Raw genomic sequence first — 17,447 nt, 5'->3', positions numbered from 1 at the left:
GTTTCAGGAGGACAGCTTTGTCGCACGGCCGGCCGTGCCACAAAGCTCAGCGCAGTGCGTCGACCGGTTCCATACGGGCCGCGCGCAGCGCCGGATACAGGCCCGCCAGGAGCCCCACCAGCGCACCCGCCACGGGCGCGGCCAGCGCCAGCCGTACATCCAGGACCGGGGTCCACTGACGCACGGCCGCCACCGCGACGACGGCCACCATGCCCAGGCTGGCCCCGATCACCCCGCCGGTCAGGCCGGTCAGGCTGGATTCCAGCAGGAACTGGGCGGCGATGTGGCGGCGAGCCGCGCCCAGGGAGCGGCGCAGGCCGATCTCCGCGACCCGCTCCATGACGGTGACCAGGGTGACGTTGGCGATGCCCACCGCGCCGACGACCAGGGAGACCAGGCCGAGGACGAGGAAGAGGCCGTTGACGTCGTCCTGGGCGCCGTCGCGCGCCCGCTTGGGGCTGGGCGGGGCGATCACCTGCAGTTCACCGCTGCGGTTGGGGCTGAGCGCGAGCGGCGCCTGGCGGGCGATCAGCTCGGCGGCGCCCAGTTGGGTGGCGACCAGGACGCGGGTGACGTCCTTCAGCCCGAAGTCGGGACCGAGCGCGGGCGGGACGAGGACCGCGCCGGCCAGAATCTGCTCGCGCCGCATGCCGCCGATGATGCCGATGACGGTGTAGGCGCGGTCCTTGATGAACACGGCGGGCGCGTGCTCCAGGCTGGTGATGCCGAGCATGGCGGCGGCCTGCTCCCCCAGCACGACCACGCGGTCGCGGCGGGCGACGTGGCCGGCGTCGTAGAAGCGCCCGGCCAGCATCCGGCCGTGGGTGGTCCCCGGTAGGTCGGGGGTGGCCGCGACGACCGCGAGGGTCTGCCCGGCCACCCTGGTCGGATCGAGCAGGTTGTTGGCGGTCACGACGAGGTTGGAACTCCCGTCGCTCTGCGCCAGCGCCGTCGCCGACGTCACGCCGCGCAGGCGTCGCAGTTCGCCGGCCGCCTCCCAGGACACCAGGGGGTGGTGGCCCCCGCGCGGCACCTCGACGGTGATGCTGGTGGCCAGCAGCTCGTCGAAGCGGCCGACGATCTGGTTGCCCGCGGTCGCCGCGATGCCCAGGGTGACCACCAGCGTGGTGATGCCCAAGACGGTGCCGAGAGTGGTCAGCGCCGAGCGCACCGGGCGGGCGAGCATCCCGGCCAGGGACTCGGCCCACAGGTCACGGAGCTTCACGGAGCACCCCGTCAGTGATCCGGACCCGGCGTTTGGCCCGGGCGCTCACCTCGTCCTCGTGCGTGATCACCAGGATGGTCAGGCCATCGGCGCGCAAGCCGTCGAACAGGTCGAGGATGGCCTCGGTGTTGCGGCTGTCGAGGTTGCCGGTCGGCTCGTCGCACAGCAGCAGGGCGGGCCTGGCCATCAGAGCGCGGGCGATGGCCACGCGCTGGCGCTCGCCACCCGACAGCCGGTCGGGGACGAAGCCGACACGGTGCCCCATGCCCACCTGCTCCAGTGCCTGCTCGGCCCGTGCCCGCCGGCCGCTTCGCGGATGCGGGCCGTACACCTCGGCTAGCATCACGTTCTCCACGACCGTCCGGTGAGACAGCAGGTGGAAGGACTGGAAGACGAAGCCGATGCGGGTGCCGCGCAGCCGGGTCCGCCCGCCGTCGCGCAGCGCCGTGGTCTCGACGCCATCGAGGCGGTAGGAGCCGGAGGTCGGCCGGTCGAGCAGTCCGAGGATGTTGAGGAGGGTGGACTTGCCGGATCCGGACGGCCCAACGATGGCGACGTAGTCGCCCGGGCCGACGCGCAGGTCCACGTCGGCCAGCGCGCGCACCGGCGGATCGGTGGGGAAGTCGCGGCAGACGCCGCTCAACTCGATGACGGGCTCAGGCATCGCTCACCACCACCCGATCGCCCTTCTTGAGCTCGCCCGCGCGCACCGGTGTGACCTCCACGTCGCCGTCGGCGGTCAGCCCGGTGCGCACCTCGACCTCGCGGGTGCGGTCGCCGTCCAGCGCGACCCTGACCCGCGGCCGGCCGTCGGCGGAGGTGACCACAGCGGCCACCGGGACGACCAGCACCTCGCCGTCGGTCGAGCCGACCGAGATCCGCACCGTCATCGGCGAGCCGACCAGGGACTTGAGCCCCTTGGCCGAGCCGGGCGTGAGCAGGATGGGCACCGAGCCGGTGTCCGACTCGCCCTTCTGCCCGTTCTCGCCCTCCTCCGGGGTCAGGCGGGCCTCCTCGCCGGTCGCGGTCAGCGTGGCGGACAGCTGGGTGCCGTCGATGGTCTCCATGCTCGCCTCCTGGCCGGGGCGCAGCAGCTTGGCCTCCTTGGCGTCGACCGACCCGCTGACCGCGAAGGTGGAGCTGGTCACGGTGGCGACCTTGCCCTCGATGGTGTCGCCCGGCTTGACCTCCGCCTTGTCGATGCGGGCGGGCAGCTTCGGCAGGAAGACGATCTCGCCTGCCGGCACGCTCACGCCGTAGGTCTTGCGGAACTCGGCCAGCATGGTCCGGGCATCGGCGAGGTTGGCCTTGCTGTGCGTGACCTTCATCCGCAGCGGCGAGACCTTCCTGGCCCGGCTCAGCGCCTGGGCGGCGGTGGCCTCGGCCTCCTTCGCGGTGCGCACCGCCTTGCGCAGTTCCTCCAGCCGCCTGTCCCGGTCGACGCGGACCTGCTCCTCGTAGGCGGCCATCGCCTGCTGGGCGTCGTAGAGGTCCTGCCGGGCGTTGGCCAGCTTCATCTCCAGCAGGCTCGTGTCCACCGCGCTGGGCGTGGGCGCCGGGGACGTGGTCGGCGTGGGTTCCGGTTTCCTGGCCTCCGTCAGCGCCTGCTCGGCCGTGAGGACCTGCTCCTCGGCAGCTCGTACGGCACGGCGCAACGAGGCCAGCTGGGTCTCCTGCTCGGGCGTGATCTCCGGCGCCTCTGCCAGCCCCCTCTCGGCCGCCCGCAGGTCGCGGCGGGCGTTGTCGTGGCGGAGCCGGAGCGGCCGCACGTCGAGACCCTCGTTCAGAGCCTTGCGGTCGGCCGCCAGGGTCTCCTCCGCGGTCTGTACGGCTTGGCGCAGCTGCTGCAGGGTCTTGCGGGATTCCAGGTCGGGTTCCTGTGCCCGGTAGCCGCGCTTGACGTACCAGCGCTTCGCCGCCGCCACGGTGGCCGCGTCGAAGACGCCGGTCACCTTCACTCGCAAGGCACGCTGGAGCTGCTTGACGTCGTCGCCCTCGGTGCCGGGCACGAGCGGGCGGTACATCGGCCGCTTCCCTTGCAGGGCGAAGACCGGCCGCCCGTTGACCTGCATCAGCACGTCGCCCTCGCGGATCGGCCCGGGATCGGGAGCCGTGGTGACGCGTTGCGGCGTGCCGTTGGCTCCGCCGTTCGCTCCGCCGACCATTCCGGCCAGCGTGACCGGCAGCGGCGAGCCGTACGTGAGCGTGCCGCTGACCGTGACGGTGCTGGTGAGCGTGCGCCGCTCGACCGGCGCGGTGACCAGGGAGGGCTTGGGCGGTTGGCGCGCGGCCGCCTCGTGGGCCGGGGAACGCAACCGGGAGCCGACCGCCCAGCCCACACCCGCGATCACCAGTACTCCCGCCACGACGAGGGCGAGCACTCTGGACCTGCGCACGCTATCCCTCGGTTGTCATGGCGGCCATGTTCAGGCCGGGGAGGAGCTGGGCGCGGTCGTAGACCTCGTTGGCTTTGGGCCGATAGGCGGCGTAGAACTCCTTGCCGCACTCCAGGTCGTCCAGGGCCGCTTTGATCTCGCGTTGCAGCAAGGGCCGCGCCTGGTCGGCCGTGGGCTTCTGGCCGAGGAGCTTGCCGAACTCGGTCATGAACGGCCCCTCGGTGCTGCGGACGATCTGCGAGGGGCGCTGGGAGGTGACCCGGTAACCCTTGCCCTTGAGGCAGTCGGCGAACGCGCTCGCCAGCTCCACCAGCTTCGGATCGCCGTCGATCTCGCGGCTGATGATCTGCTTCACCATCGCGCTCTGGGCCTTGGCCACCTCCTCCATCGACTTCAGGTTCTTGCCGGTGGCCTTGTTGATCATTTCGAGCGTGCAGGCGTCCATCGCGTTGAAGTACGCCTCCCGCTGCGGCTTGGACAGCCCGGCGATGACCTTCCCGTTGGGGTCGTCGTCGGTGTTGCCCCCGCTGAGGGAGAGGGCGGCCATCCGGCCGACCCCGTCGTTGGGGTAGACGGTGGAGGCGGCGAGCCCGAAGCCGTATTTGCTGCGATACGCCTTCATCGCGGAGTAGTCGCCGGACATCTCCTGCTTGACGGCCTCCGGTAGCTCTGGCCGGGAGACGACCGGATGGTAGGTGAAGCCTTTGCTCTTCATGCAGGTGGCGAGCTGGGCCTGGCTCTGGCGCTGCTGGTCGGCGGAGGGTGCGGCCGATGGCTGGGGCCCTTCGGACGAGGCGCAACCGGTAAGAGCCGCCAGGAGTGAGGTGGATAGGGCTGCGGCGACTGCGAGCAGCACTCGGGCGTCGGTCATGGGGCTGCATTGTCACGAGCGCATGCTGAAGCGAATCTGAAGGCGACTGAATACATGGCGTGCTCGGCCACCAACGCCGACGCCCGATGACTCTTCCCCGGACGTCGGGCCGGGGAGAGGACCGCGACACCGGCCGGAATCTGTCGGCCTTGTACGTCATGATCAGCGCCCATATCCAGTCTGCCCTCTCAAGGAGTGCCATGGTTGTCACCGACGAAGCCGGATGGTCCGGCATGGGCTGGAACGCCTGGACGGATCTCGCTTTGATCCGTGCTCGGCTCGATGCGGGTGCCGACCCGAATTCGGGCACGGACTTCCATGAACGGCCCCTCCATCAGGCAGCCGAGGACGGCTCGCCGGAAGTGGTCGCGGAACTGGCCCGGCGCGTCGACGACATCGACGCGGAGGATGAGGGCCGCACCGCACTCTGGCTCGCCGTCTTCGCCAACCGCCCCGACAACGCCCGCGCCCTGGTCGCCGCCGGAGCGGACCCATGGCGGCCGATGATGAACGGCTGGTCCCCCGGACGGCTCAGCCTGGCCACCCCCACCCCGACCTGTTCACCCTCCCCTCCCGGGAGATCGGCCTGTCCACCACCGAGACCGCCGCGGTGACGGAAGCCAGGCGCTTGATCGCCGCATTGGGAGACTTCGACTACGACGGCCTCGGCCTGGCGTGCGTGGATCGGTCAGTCGTTGCGGGGTTTGCCGAACTCTTCGATCAGCACGGGATACTGCTCCCCACCGTGTCCGGCGGCGATCGAGCGGTCGGCCATCGCCTTGATCAACTTCGGCAGTTCGGCGTTGACACCCACCGCCTCGCTCTCCTCGATCAGGTGTGCCATCGCCCGCACGTCGGTCTCCAGGGCCGACACCTCGGCCGGGAAGGAGCCGCTGTCGATTTGCTCGGCATATCCAGGCAGCCATTCGGCCACACCGGCAGCGATCTGCCGCGCAAACGGCGCATACGTTGCGGCGTCAACACCGGCCGTCCTGAGCAGGGCGGTGCCCTGGAGCCAGGCGTTCAGGACGCTCCACATCATGGCCAGGCCGGCCACGTCGTACAGGGACGCCAGCCCATGGTCCGCACCAAGGTAGGTGACGGTGCCGAGCGCGTCGAGCGTTGACCTGTGCGCCTCGAAGTCCGACTGCGGCCCGCTGTGCAGAATCACCGCTTCGGCGGTCCCGATCGCCGACGGGATGGCCATGATGGCGCCGTCCAGGTAATGGGCGCCGCGCTGCTCGGCCCATTGGGCGGCTTCCCGGGCCTGGGCCGAGTCGCCCGAGGTCAGGTTGATCAACATCGTGCCGTCCAGCTCGACGTCGCTCGCGCCGAGCAGCTCGTGCATGGCCTGGTAATCGGTGACGCAGATGATCGTCAGGGAACCTGCCTTGAGCGCGTCGCCAACCGTTGGCGCCAGTCGTGCACCCTTGGCCACCAGCTGGTCGGCCTTGGAGGTCGTGCGGTTCCACACGGTTGTGGGATGCCCGGCTTTCAGGAACGCGCCGACGAGCGCCTGGCCCATCAGTCCGAGTCCGATGACTGTCACGGGTGTATCGGTTTTGCTGTTCATGGCAGCATCGTCAACGTTGATACCGGTGTGAAGGTCAAGTGGGGTTTCGATGCTGATCGGGGAACTGAGTCGTCGGACGGGCGTGAACGCCCATCAGTTGCGCTACTACGAAGCCCAGGGCCTGCTGGAGGCAGACCGCGGCGCGAACGGTTACCGCGAGTACGACGAGAACGCCGTGCTGCGGGTGAAGCAGATCCGGCACCTGCTTGGTGCAGGTTTGTCCTCTGAGGACATCGCGTACCTGCTGCCTTGTGCGGTCGGAGAGGTCCCGGAGCTACTCGGGTGTCCCGAGTTGCTGGCCGCGATGCGGTCACGGCTGCAGCGACTGGACGATCAGATGGACAGGCTCGCTCAATCCCGCGACGCTCTTGCCGACTACATTGATGCGGCCGATCGAATGGCCGGCGAGAGCTATCCCCCCTTTACCGATGCCGGCCAGGAGCCCGTCCCCGCCTGAGCCATCTGCTGGGTTTTCGGCCAGGAACCCGGGGAGCCCTTCTTGACCCGTTCGCAAGGATCTTCCAGTTACAGTTTGGAGTTGCGGGACCGCATGGCGTGAATGCAGACTGCTTCTCTTCAGGGAGGCGATGGTGACGTCGCTGTTGGAACGCTTGGCCCGGGCCGGGAGGTCCGCGCTGCAGCAGGTGGATGATCAGAGCATCCACCGAGACTCTGCGACCCCGACGTGAGCTCGGCTGCTGGTCCCGGTGGAGTCAGTCGGCACGATCATGGTCAGCCAGGACTTCATCGATGACGCGGCGGTTGCCCGCGGCTTTCCTCTCGTCCCTGTCGATGTTCTCGGCCAGGCCGATCAGGGCCTTCCACAGGGCCCAGCCGCGAGCCCGCGCCCACATGGCGGGATCCCGACCGACAGCGCCGCGGAAGGCCTCCCGGCTCAGGGTATGAGGTTCGCCGGCACAGCGAGCGAAGAGCAGGGGGCTCCTCGCTCAGATATCAGCGCCTTTCGGTAAAGCCAGAATCGAGGATGCCCTGTCCGCCGTACACGGGTCTATTGGGGCAGTATGCCGTCGAATACGAACTGGACGGCATGTATACCCAGTTGCCGAGCGCCGAGGTGAAGGTGCCGTCGGGATAATCACAGAAAGCGACCGCCCGATAGGACCCCGTCCCCGCATGGCAGACCGAGATGTAGGCGGTCCGCGAGGCGGCCCCTCCAGAACAATTGGTCGGAATAGCATGGGCAGGAGCGGCCGTGAATGTGGTTGCAGCGATCCCCGCCGCGCAGGCCAGTGAGAGAGACGCGATTCGTAGACGCATTGCTTCCCTTTCCCATGTGAGGGGTCTACCGTCCAACAGCAACGGTGATGATTTCGCGGCCCGGCCGGCGACCAATGGGTCTTTTACCTGGGTCCATTCCGGACCGCGCGAAACCTAGACAAGGGTCACCGATTAGCTGGGATCTTGGGAACCTATAAGGTTCCAGGGTGCCACCGGCTCCTCGACGACGCCTTTGAGGAGGCGATAGAACTCTTCGGCGTCGATGCGGTGGGAGCCGGCCCACTTGTGGAGCAGGGAAATCGGGCCGCTGGGCATGGTGCCGACGTATGGGCCGGACCGATCATGCGCACACCTCTCCGGTCCACCTGCGCACCGGCGAGGAGTACGCCAGGTCCGACGCGGCCACGATCGATCACATGCTCAACCTCATCGCAGGCTCCCCGGACCACATCGGCGAGCGCGGCCGACGCCTGTGGCCCGGCCAGGTCGGCCATCGGCACGGGCAGGAGGATCACCTGGCCCTCCTGCGGGCGCGCGAACCGCTGCGCGAGCGCAAGGCCGCCAGCTGAGGGTGCGCGGGCATGGCGGCCGCTGCCAGGGAAGGCCAGGACCTGGCATTTCTTTGCCGGGATGTGAGATTCGAGATGTGGTTCCTCCGTATTCTGGGCGGAAGGTGGACAAAGCTCACCGTGGGGAAGTCTTTGGAGTGAGCCGGATGGCAGAGGGCTGGGACGACGGGGGAGGTCCCGACGAGAAGCTCGTGGAGCGGTTCCTGGATGGGAAGCCCACGGGGAATGACGTACGCGCCGCGACCCTGCATTCGTGGCGGCGGTGCCAGGAGGCGGGACTCACGCCCAGCACCGCGCAGCCACGCCTGCTCGGTGATCTTGATTTCGACTGCGGAGTGGTGCGCGCGGCACGGCCCGTGTTCGAGCGACTGCGTACCGTCGTCGGGGGCACCCCGGTGAGCATGTTCCTGGGCGATGCGAGTGGGGTCATCTTCCTGCGCAACGAGGGCGAACCGGCCCTGCGCCGGATTCTGGACGCGGTCGGCGCCGCACCCGGATTCCGCTTCGCCGAGGCGGACATGGGCACCAACGCCTTCGGCTCGGCGCTGGTGGAACGGCGAATCTGCCAGGTCATCGGCAATGAGCACTTCGCGGAGGAACTGCGCGGGCTCACCGGCGTGGGCGTCCCGATACGCCACCCGCTCAGCGGACGGGTGAACGGGGTCATCAGCGTCGTCGGCCCGAACGACACGGCCAACGCGGAGATGATGGTCCTGGCCCAGCGGTCGGCCGCCGCCGTCGAGCGGCGATTGTTCGAAATGGCGGCCGAACACGAGCGGGCCCTGACAGAGGAGTTCCTCCGGGCGCCAGATGGAGGCGTCGCGACGGCTGCCACGCCCCCGGACCTGTGCCGCCGTGATCGGCTCGCCCTGGAGGACGCCGCCGTGCGGCTGGTCGCGCAGGGCCGGGCGGCGGTGGTGAAGACGGCCCTCTCGGACGGCCGCACCGCCACGCTCGTGGCCCAGCCGATCATCGGTTCCACCGCCATCGCGGTGAAGGCGTGGCTCGCCGACGGCCAGGAGGCCCGGCCGAACGGGGGAAGGTGACCGGACCCGAGGGGTGGCTGCTCGCCGTGAGCGAGCCGAGCATCGGCCGGCTCGCCCTGCGGGCGCGCGAGCGACTCAGCCTGCTGTGCGACGCGGGCTCCCGCATCGGCACCACCTTGGAGGTCACCCGGACCGCCGAGGAACTGGCCCAGGTAGCCGTCCCCCGGTTCGCCGACTACGTCGCCGTCGACCTGACCGACTGCGTCCTGCGGGGCGACGAGCCCGGCAGCATGGACACGGGGCAGCGCCGGGTCGCCCTCGCGGGCATCAGCGAGGGGACCGATCTGCACCAGCTTGGCTCGCTCATCCACCCGCTCCCGTCCACGCCGCAGGGGCGCAGCCTCGCCACCGGGCAGCCGGTGCTCGGCCCGGTGTTGTCCACCACCTTCGGGTGGCTGGCACAGGATCCCGAGCGCTGCCGGAGAATCTGTGAGCAGGGCATCCACTCGCTCATCGCGGTGCCGATGCGGGCCCGGGGCGTCACGCTCGGGGTGGTGAGCTTCTATCGCGCCACGGGCAAGGACGCGTTCGAGGATGACGACCTCGCCCTGGCCGAGGAACTGGTCGGCCGCGCCGCGGTGTGCGTCGACAACGCCCGCCGCTATACCCGCGAGCACGCGATATCCGCGGAACTGGAGCGCGTCACCGCGTCGTTGCAGCAGGCGCTCGACCGCCAGCGGCGCTTCACCACCGACGCCTCGCACGAACTGCGCACTCCGCTGGCCGGGCTACGGGTCAAGCTGGAGGAGGCGCAACTTCACCCCGACGAGACCGACCTCGCCGACCTGATGGAACACACCCTGGACGATGTGGACCGGCTGCAGGCCATCATCAGCGACCTCCTCTTGCTGGCCCGGATCGGAGCGGCACCGCCCGCCGCCCTGGAGCCCGTCGACCTGGCCGTACTGGTCGAGGCCGGAACCGTGCGCCGCACCGGCGATCCGCACCCGGCACGGCTCGACCTCACCGCCGGCGTGACGGCCGACGCCGTCCCGGAACAGATCCGCCGGGTGCTGGACAACCTGCTGGACAACGCGCAACGGCACGCCGCGCGCGACGTGGTGGTCACGGTGCGCCGCGCCGAAGGCATGGCCGAGCTCAGCGTCACCGACGACGGCCCGGGCGTGCCTCCAGCGGAGCGCGAGCACATCTTCCAGCGCTTCGCCCGGCTGGATACCGCCCGCAGCCGCGACCGCGGCGGCACCGGGCTCGGCCTGGCCGTCGCCCGTGACATCGCCCACGCCCACCACGGCACCCTCCACGCCGAGGACGCGCCCTCGGGCGGAGCACGCTTCGTCCTCCGTCTCCCGCTCAACACGCGGACGGCGTGAGGGCCTGGACCGTACGCGAAGGGCTCGGACGGTTCAGACGCGCGGCGAGCCAGGCGCTCGTCTCGACCAGCTTGCCCAGGTCCACGCCGGTGTCGATGCCGAGTCCGGCCAGTTGCCAGAGCAGGTCTTCGGTGGCGAGGTTGCCGGTGGCGCTCCTGGCGTAGGGGCAGCCGCCGAGGCCGCCGGCGGACGCGTCGACCGTGGTGACCCCGCGGCCGAGCGCGACGAGGGTGTTCGCCAGGGCCTGGCCGTAGGTGTCGTGGAAGTGCACGCCGATCCGTCCGACCGGCACCCCGGCGCCCACCAGGGCGTCGAGCAGCGCGGCAACCCGGCCGGGGGTCGCGACGCCGATCGTGTCGCCGAGGCCGAGCGCGGTGCAGCCGAGCGCGAGCAGCCGCGTCGCGACCGCGACGACCTGAGGGATCGGCACCTCGCCCTCCCACGGGTCGCCGAAGCACATCGACAGGTAGCCGCGTACGCCCAGGCCCGCCTCGCGGGCGCGGGCGACCACAGGGGCGAACATCTCCAGCGACTGGGCGATGGTCCGGTTCAGGTTGGCCCTGGCGAAGGACTCGGTGGCGCTGGCGAAGACGGCGACGTCGGTGAGCCCGAGGCCGATCGCCCGGTCCAGGCCGCGTTCGTTCGGGACGAGCACCGGGTAGCGCACGCCATCGCGCCGCTTCAGCCGGCGCAGCACCTCTTCGGCGTCGGCGAGCTGCGGCACCCATTTCGGGTGCACCAGCGAGGTGGTCTCCACGACGGTGTGCCCGGCGTCGACGAGCCGCTCGACGAGCTCGACCTTCACCTCGACGGGCAGGATCGCGGCCTCGTTCTGCAGGCCGTCCCGTGGCCCTACCTCCCAGATCGTTATCCGGCCGGGCAGGCCGGGCAACGGGTCGACTCCGTAGCGGTTCACCCTTGCCCCTTGCGTGAGGGGAACTCGGGTGATCGGCGGGCGGCGAAGGCCGCCAGACCCTCGCGGGCGTCGGGCGAGGTGAACGCCCGCTGCCCGTAGCGCGCCTCGGCGTGGAACGCCTGGTGGAGCGGGAGATCGCCCAGGCGCAGGACGGCCTGCTTGATCGTCTCGACCGCGGTGCCGGACAGCCCGCCGATCCGGCGGGCCCACGCGAGCGCCGTCGGCATCACCTCCTGCGCCGGTACGACGGCGTTGAGCAGGCCCAGTCGCAGCGCTTCGGCGGCCGGGACGCGCTCGCCGAGCAGCAGCAACCGCATGGCCCAGGCGTACGGGATCTGCCGGGTCAGCCGGGCGAGTGTGCCCCCGGCCGGCACCACTCCGACGCCCGGCTCGGGAAGGCCGAACTCGGCGTCCTCGCTCGCGACCCGCAGGTCGGTGGAGAGCATGATCTCGAACCCGCCGCCCAGGCACAGGCCGTTGACGGCGGCGATCACCGGCTTGAACAGGTTGGTGTGCTTCTGGTGCGCGCCGTCCCAGCGGGAGATGTCGAACCGCCCCTCGGCCAGCGCGGGGATCGACTCGCCCAGGTCCGCGCCGACGCAGAACGCGCGTTCGCCCTCGCCGGTGAGGACGGCCGCGGCGATCGTGTCGTCGTCCCGCACCCGGGCGAAGGCGTCGGCGAGCTCGTCGTACATGGCCAGGGTCAGCGCGTTGAGCTTGGTGGGACGGGCGAAGGAGATGATGGCCGTGGACCCGTCCCGCTCGAAGCCGATGGTCAATCAGATCACCCCCGCGGCGCGGAGTTCGGCGATCCGCTGCGGTGAGAGGTCCAGCAGGCCCCGCAGTACGGCGTCGGTATGCTCGCCGGGGCGCGGGGCGAGCGTACGCGGCCGGGCGGGGGTGACGTCGAGCTTGATCGGCTGGCCGAACATCCGCAACGGCCCGAAGTCCGGGTACTCGACGTCGACGATCATGTCGCGCGCGGCGATCTGCGGATCGTCCACCACTTCCGCGATGGTCCTGACCGCGCTCAGCGGCACCTGGTCGCCGGCCAGTTCTTCGAGTTCGGCGCGGGTGCGTGACGCGAACCAGTCAAACAGAAGCGGACGAATCCGGTTGGAGTAGACATCGGGGTCGAACCGCTTGGCCATGGTGTCGATCTCCGGGTCACCGGCGAGTTCGGGACGGTCGAACATCGTGCACGTCAGCCGCCAGAACTTGTCGGTGTAGCCACCGAAGAAGACGTACCCGTCCTTGCACGGGTACAGCTCGTACGGGCGTACGAACGGGTGCTGGTTGCCCAGTGGCCTGGGCACCTCGCCGTCCACCGTGTACGACACGACCGCGTTCTCGGTCAGCGACAGCACCGAGTCCTGTTGCGACACGTCGACGAGCTGGCCCTCACCGGTGCGTTCGGCGTGCCGCAAGGCGGCCAGGGTGCCGATGACGGCGTACAGGGTGGCCGACAGGTCGCCGATGATCGTGCCGACCCGGACCGGGGGCCGGTCGGCGTAGCCGTTCATCGACCACAGGCCGCCGGTGGCCTGCGCGGAGTTGTCGTAGGCCGGCCTGCTCCGGTACGGCCCGGTCTGGCCGAAGCCGGAGATGGCGGTGTAGACCAGGCGGGGGTTCTCCGCGCGCAGGACGGCGGGCCCGGCGCCGAGCTTGTCCATGGTGCCCGGCCGGAAGTTCTCCACCAGCACGTCGGCCCGGCGCACGAGCTGCTTGAGCAGGTCTCGCCCGTCGGGCGTCGCCAGATCGAGGGTGAGCCCGAGCTTGCCGCGGTTGTACTGCGCGAAGAACGCGCTGAACGTGCTCCCGTCGGCGGCCGGCAGATGAGGGGGGAAGTCGCGGGCGTAGTCCGGTTCGGTCGGCCGCTCGACCTTGATCACCGTCGCGCCGAGGTCGGCGAGGATCATCGAGCAGAACGGACCCGCGACCACCCGGGTGATGTCCAGCACCACGACTCCGGCGAGGGGCCCGCGCTCCGCCGGGGCGGGGTCGCCGCCGTCCCAGGTCTCGGCGGTCATCGGGCGCACACCTCCTCCGGCGCGGCCACGCGCACTCTGGCCTCCAGCAGGGTGCCACAGGCCGGGCTGACGAACTCGTCCAGCAGGACGGCGGGCTCTCCGGACCGGGGCCGGATCCGCACGCCGAGTTCGGCGAGGCGTTCGGCGGCGGGACGGGTCCGGATCACGGCGTCGTCGTGCCAGTCGTCGGCGGTGCCGATCCGGGCCCCGCTGGCCGGGCAGTACCAGTGGCCGTCCCGCCCCCGGTGCGGGACGGAGGCTCCGGCGACGCCGATCATCGTGTCCCGGACCGCCGCCTCGGGGGGTATGCCGCCCAGCCGTTCCGCGCGGAGCGCGGCCCTGCGCCCGGCGGTCGCGGCGAGGTCGGCATGGTCGCCGTCGAGCACCACGCCGTAAACACGCTCGGCCACGGCCGCGGTCACGTAGCCGTCGCCGACGTCCTGCGCGACCCGCGCCGGGTCGCGCAGCAGGGGGTCGCCGTAACCACCTCCTCCGGCGATCCACTGGACGAAGACGTCGCCGCGCCGGACGGTGAGGTCGTACTGGTTGATGTCCAGCAACTGCCTGGTGGCCGCGGAGAGGTTCTCCTCGGTGGGGACGACGCCGCCGGACATGAGCCGCCACACGTCGGTGTCGCGACACAGAAGGTGGCCGCTGCCGCCGCCGGGCAGGCCGCCCCCGTAGCCGTCGGCGGGCACCTGGGCGCTGGGCGCGAACACGGTCTGCGTCACCTCGCTCGCGCCGTGCAGTGTCCAGGCGAATTCGTGGCCGAGGCCGCCCCGGTGCGCGCCGTGGCCCGCGCTGGCGGGGGCGAGCCGCTTCCACAGGTAGAGCACCGGGTAGAGCATCTCGTTCATCTCCACGTCCGGCAGCATGTTGTTCATCTGTGTCATCATTCCGGCGCAGTCGAGGCCGTCGGCCTCGGGCTGGGCGCCGGCCCCCATGCCGCCGCCGTCCATGTTGAACAGCACGAAGTACTCGCCGTTGTCACGGGTTCCGGCCGAGATCCCGCCCGTCCAGGAGTCGGCCCAGACGCCCTGCGTACGCTCCCGGAGCACGGGGTCGTCACTGGCCCGGCACGACTCGTTGAACAGCTTGGTGATCAGTCTGCTCACCCGGGCCCCGGTGGTGAGGTGGCCGTTGCTGATCGGCGCCGGCGGGCGCGGGTTGACGATGCTCCCCGGCTCGGCGACCACCTCGAAGGCCGTCATGACGCCCTCGTTGAACGGCACATCCCACGCCAGGATCGGCACGATGGCGGTGGCGACGCTGCCCACCAGGGCCCCGTAGCTGCAGTTGACGAACCCGTCGGTCTGCGGGCTGGACCCCGTGAAGTCCAGCGTGGCCTGGCCGCCGCGCTTGGTCAGCGTGCACCGGACCCGGTAGAGATCGTCGGCGTGCCCGTTGTGCTCGGTCCACTCCTCCGCCTCCCACACGCCGTCGGGCAGCCGGGCCAGCCGGTCGCGCACGACCTGCTCGGCGATCTCGAAGTTGCGCCGCGTGTACGACCGGAAGCGGTCGAGCCCGAACTCGGTGATCGTGGCGAGCAGCCGGCGGATGCCGGTGTTGTTGCTCGCGACGAGGCTGCGCACGTCGTTCCAGTACGGCACGGGGACACGGACGTTGTTGAGCAGGATCCGCCGGACCCACTCGACCGGCTCGCCCCGCTCGAAGACCTTGACCCCGGGCGGCAGCCGCAGGGCCTCGCTGTAGCAGTCGTACGCGCCGGGCGCGAAGCCGCCGGGGGTCATGCCCCCGACATCGAGCAGATGCGCCTGCGACTGCGCCCAGCCGATCAGCTCCGCGCCGTGGAAGATCGGGGAGATCACGTTGGTGTCGGGCGGGTGGCTCGCCCCCGCGGTGTGCGGGTCGTTGCAGATGAAAGCGTCGCCCGGATACAACGGCTCGCCCCGGATGGCCTCGACGAGGTTGCGGACGGCGACGCTGCCCGACCCGATGTGGAACTGCACGTAGTCCGAGTACGCGTAGATGCGTCCCTCGGGATCGAACAGCGCGGTGTTGAAGTCACCGGCCTCGGTGATGACGGGCGATCCGGAGGACCGGATCATCGCGATGCCCATCTCCTCGACGATCGAGTCGAGGCGCATCCTGATCACTTCCAGCGTGATCGGGTCGAAGTCGTCGGGCGTCGGTGAGCTCACGGGGGTCTCCTTCGATCAGGCGGCGTCGCCGGCGCCGGCGTGGTTCAGGCGGATGAGGAAGTGCCCACCGTCGATGACCTCGACCGCCGCGGCCGGCGGCACGTAGACGGTGGTGTCGGGTTCCTCGATCAGGCACGGGCCCTCGGCCTTGCCGAGCGCGCCGAACCCCCGGTGCACCTCGACGTGGCGGCGGTGGCCGGACAGCGGCTCGACGACCTCCCGCGTGGTGACGGTGTGCCGCTCCTGGCCGGGGGTCTCGGTCACGGTCTGCGTCTCGGTGCGGCCGACCGCCCGTACCCGCGAGTTGACCAGCAGCACCTCGGCCTCGGTCCACGCGGTGCCGGTGCCGAACTCGGCCTCGTAGTCCGCCACGAACCGGCGGCGCAGCGTCTCCTTGTCGCCCTCCCGGAACGGCTCCTCGGGCAGGCGCGTGGTCACCTCGAAGATCTGGCCGACGAACTTCATGTCGGCCTCGCGGAAGACCGCGCGGCGGTCCTGGGGGATGCCCTCGGCGTCGAACCAGTCGCGCGCCCGCTGTTCCAGGGCGGCGAACTCCCTCTCCAGCGCCTCGGCCGGCTGGTCCATCGTCCACGGGCTGGTCTGGACCGCGGAGAAGACCGAGTCGGCGTGCATGAGCCCGTACGCCGAGAACACGGCGGCGTTGCGTGGAATGATCACCTCGCCCACTCCCGTATCGGCGGCGATCGCGGCGGCGAACAGTCCGCAGGCGCCGCCGAAGCCGACCAGGGTGAACTCACGGGGATCGTGCCCGCGGTTGACGGTGATCTTGCGTAGCGCGTTGGCCATCTGCGAGGTCGCCAGCCGGTACATGCCGTGCGCGGCGGCGTCCTCGGACAGCCCGAGCGGGTCGGCGAGGTGCCGCCGGATCGCCTCGCGCGCCTTGCCCGGCGACAGGGTGACCGTCCCGCCCAGGTAGTACTCGGGGTTGATCAGCCCCATGACCAGCGCGGCGTCGGTCACGGCCGGATGCTCGCCGCCCTTGTCGTAGCAGGCGGGCCCGGGCACGGAACCGGCGCTGTGCGGGCCGACGCGCAGCACCCCGCGGCCGTCGATCCAGCCCAGGCTGCCGCCCCCGGCGCCGATGGTCTCGATGTCCACCGCGGTGAGGCTGGTGGGCAGCCCGCCGATCTCGGCCCGCGGCAGCACCCGCAGCTCGTCGTCGATGATCGCGGCGGCGTCCAGGCTGGTACCGCCCATGTCGGCGGTGAGCACCCGGCGCCGGCCCAGCCGCATGCCGAGCAGGCGCGCGCCGGTCACCCCGCCGACCGGGCCGGAGTTGAACATCGAGATCGGTGCCCGCGCGGTCTCCTCGACCGAGAGGAACCCGCCGTGGACCTGCATGATCTGCACCCTGGTGCGCAACCCCTTGGCGGCCAGGGCGTCGGCGAGCTGCTGGAAGTGGGTCGCGACGATCGGCTTGACCGCCGCGTCCAGCGCCGTCGTCACCATGCGCTCGTACTCCCGGTACACCGGGGTGAGCGCGCTGGACAGCGAGTAGGGCACGTCCGGGTGGTGCTCGCGCAGGTAGCCGGCGATCGCCCGCTCGTGCGCGTCGTTGCGGAAGGACCACAGCAGGCACACCGCGATCGACTCGGCGCCGGCCGCCAGCACCTGCTCCACGCTCGTACGCACGGCGCCGGGCGACAGCGGCACCAGCACGGTGCCGTGCGCGTCGACGCGTTCGGGCACCTCGACGATCAGACGCCGGTCCACGATGTCCGGCGGCGGCGCCAGCTTGTGCGAGTCGCGCTCGTCGGTACGCGCGGAGCGGGCGATCCGCAGCGTGTCCCGGAAGCCCTGGGTGGTCAGCAGCCCCGCCCGGGCGTACTTCTGCTCGTCCACCGCGTTGGTGACGATGGTGTTGCCGAGCACGAACCGGTCGATCGCCGGGTAGAACTCCGCCTCGCTCAGCCCGACCTGCTCGCGCAGGATGCTCAGCGCGGCGAGGATGCCGGTGGTCACGTCCGGTGTCGAGAACGCCTTGCCGCGCACGGCGCGGCCGTCGGCGATGGCGACGGCGTCGGTGAAGGTGCCCCCGACGTCGATGCCCACGTCCAAAATCATGGCT

The 17,447-nt window shown here is 70.7% G+C and carries 16 protein-coding genes; 5 read left to right on the top strand and 11 right to left on the bottom strand.

The features are described from left to right. Positions 1-46: 46 nt before the first annotated feature. The 4 genes from ABZU75_RS29575 to ABZU75_RS29560 are packed head-to-tail and all read right to left on the bottom strand — an operon-like array spanning position 47 to position 4,492. The gene (locus ABZU75_RS29575) at positions 47-1,225 is read right to left on the bottom strand and encodes an ABC transporter permease (RefSeq protein ID WP_355561054.1); all 1,179 of its coding nucleotides are present in this window, start codon (positions 1,223-1,225) and stop codon (positions 47-49) included. After that, the gene (locus tag ABZU75_RS29570) at positions 1,212-1,889 is read right to left on the bottom strand and encodes an ABC transporter ATP-binding protein (protein WP_350960579.1); all 678 of its coding nucleotides are present in this window, start codon (positions 1,887-1,889) and stop codon (positions 1,212-1,214) included. The genes ABZU75_RS29575 and ABZU75_RS29570 overlap by 14 nt, the downstream gene beginning before the upstream one ends. Then, positions 1,882-3,621: a peptidoglycan-binding protein gene (locus tag ABZU75_RS29565; RefSeq protein ID WP_355561051.1), complete on the bottom strand. Its 1,740-nt coding sequence runs from the start codon at positions 3,619-3,621 to the stop codon at positions 1,882-1,884. The genes ABZU75_RS29570 and ABZU75_RS29565 overlap by 8 nt, the downstream gene beginning before the upstream one ends. Position 3,622: 1 nt before the next feature. After that, a complete protein-coding gene (locus ABZU75_RS29560; protein WP_355561048.1) occupies positions 3,623-4,492 on the bottom strand; it encodes a hypothetical protein in 870 nt (289 codons plus the stop codon). A 200-nt stretch (positions 4,493-4,692) separates the two neighbouring features. Between ABZU75_RS29560 and ABZU75_RS29555 the strand changes: the two genes are divergently transcribed. Then, complete coding sequence (locus ABZU75_RS29555) at positions 4,693-5,106, top strand: ankyrin repeat domain-containing protein (protein ID WP_355561045.1); 414 nt, start codon at positions 4,693-4,695, stop codon at positions 5,104-5,106. Between the two features lie 74 nt (positions 5,107-5,180). Here ABZU75_RS29555 and ABZU75_RS29550 read toward each other — a convergent pair whose 3' ends face one another. Beyond that, a complete protein-coding gene (locus tag ABZU75_RS29550) occupies positions 5,181-6,065 on the bottom strand; it encodes an NAD(P)-binding domain-containing protein (RefSeq protein ID WP_355561042.1) in 885 nt (294 codons plus the stop codon). Between the two features lie 49 nt (positions 6,066-6,114). Between ABZU75_RS29550 and ABZU75_RS29545 the strand changes: the two genes are divergently transcribed. Beyond that, complete coding sequence (locus ABZU75_RS29545; protein WP_355561040.1) at positions 6,115-6,522, top strand: MerR family transcriptional regulator; 408 nt, start codon at positions 6,115-6,117, stop codon at positions 6,520-6,522. Between the two features lie 256 nt (positions 6,523-6,778). Here ABZU75_RS29545 and ABZU75_RS29540 read toward each other — a convergent pair whose 3' ends face one another. Beyond that, a complete protein-coding gene (locus ABZU75_RS29540) occupies positions 6,779-6,919 on the bottom strand; it encodes a hypothetical protein (RefSeq protein WP_355561037.1) in 141 nt (46 codons plus the stop codon). Between the two features lie 711 nt (positions 6,920-7,630). Here ABZU75_RS29540 and ABZU75_RS29535 point away from each other — a divergent pair. From ABZU75_RS29535 to ABZU75_RS29525, 3 genes are all read left to right on the top strand, one after another. Further along, complete coding sequence (locus ABZU75_RS29535; RefSeq protein WP_355561034.1) at positions 7,631-7,873, top strand: hypothetical protein; 243 nt, start codon at positions 7,631-7,633, stop codon at positions 7,871-7,873. 146 nt (positions 7,874-8,019) lie between these two features. Continuing rightward, a complete protein-coding gene (locus ABZU75_RS29530; protein WP_355561031.1) occupies positions 8,020-8,919 on the top strand; it encodes a GAF domain-containing protein in 900 nt (299 codons plus the stop codon). Then, positions 8,916-10,250 carry a GAF domain-containing sensor histidine kinase gene (locus ABZU75_RS29525; RefSeq protein ID WP_355561028.1) on the top strand — a complete coding sequence of 445 codons (1,335 nt, stop codon included), beginning with the start codon at positions 8,916-8,918 and terminating at the stop codon, positions 10,248-10,250. Before ABZU75_RS29530 ends, ABZU75_RS29525 begins: the two co-directional genes overlap by 4 nt. Here ABZU75_RS29525 and ABZU75_RS29520 read toward each other — a convergent pair. From ABZU75_RS29520 to ABZU75_RS29500, 5 genes are read right to left on the bottom strand one after another with little or no spacing between them, the layout of a single operon-like run. After that, entirely contained in the window at positions 10,231-11,166 is a 936-nt protein-coding gene (locus ABZU75_RS29520) for a hydroxymethylglutaryl-CoA lyase (RefSeq protein ID WP_355561025.1), read from the bottom strand. The genes ABZU75_RS29525 and ABZU75_RS29520 overlap by 20 nt on opposite strands. Further along, positions 11,163-11,945, bottom strand: a complete 783-nt coding sequence (locus ABZU75_RS29515) for an enoyl-CoA hydratase-related protein (protein WP_355561022.1) — start codon at positions 11,943-11,945, stop codon at positions 11,163-11,165. The genes ABZU75_RS29520 and ABZU75_RS29515 overlap by 4 nt, the downstream gene beginning before the upstream one ends. After that, entirely contained in the window at positions 11,946-13,196 is a 1,251-nt protein-coding gene (locus ABZU75_RS29510) for a CoA transferase (protein WP_355561018.1), read from the bottom strand. It abuts the gene before it with no gap. Then, positions 13,193-15,358 carry a hydantoinase B/oxoprolinase family protein gene (locus tag ABZU75_RS29505; protein ID WP_355561015.1) on the bottom strand — a complete coding sequence of 722 codons (2,166 nt, stop codon included), beginning with the start codon at positions 15,356-15,358 and terminating at the stop codon, positions 13,193-13,195. Before ABZU75_RS29505 ends, ABZU75_RS29510 begins: the two co-directional genes overlap by 4 nt. Positions 15,359-15,373: 15 nt before the next feature. Further along, positions 15,374-17,443 carry a hydantoinase/oxoprolinase family protein gene (locus ABZU75_RS29500; RefSeq protein WP_355561012.1) on the bottom strand — a complete coding sequence of 690 codons (2,070 nt, stop codon included), beginning with the start codon at positions 17,441-17,443 and terminating at the stop codon, positions 15,374-15,376. Positions 17,444-17,447: the final 4 nt, after the last annotated feature.

Origin of the sequence: Streptosporangium sp. NPDC005286 (assembly GCF_040607515.1) — a bacterium.
GTDB lineage: Bacteria > Actinomycetota > Actinomycetes > Streptosporangiales > Streptosporangiaceae > Streptosporangium.
This window is presented reverse-complemented; position numbering and strand designations above follow the sequence as displayed.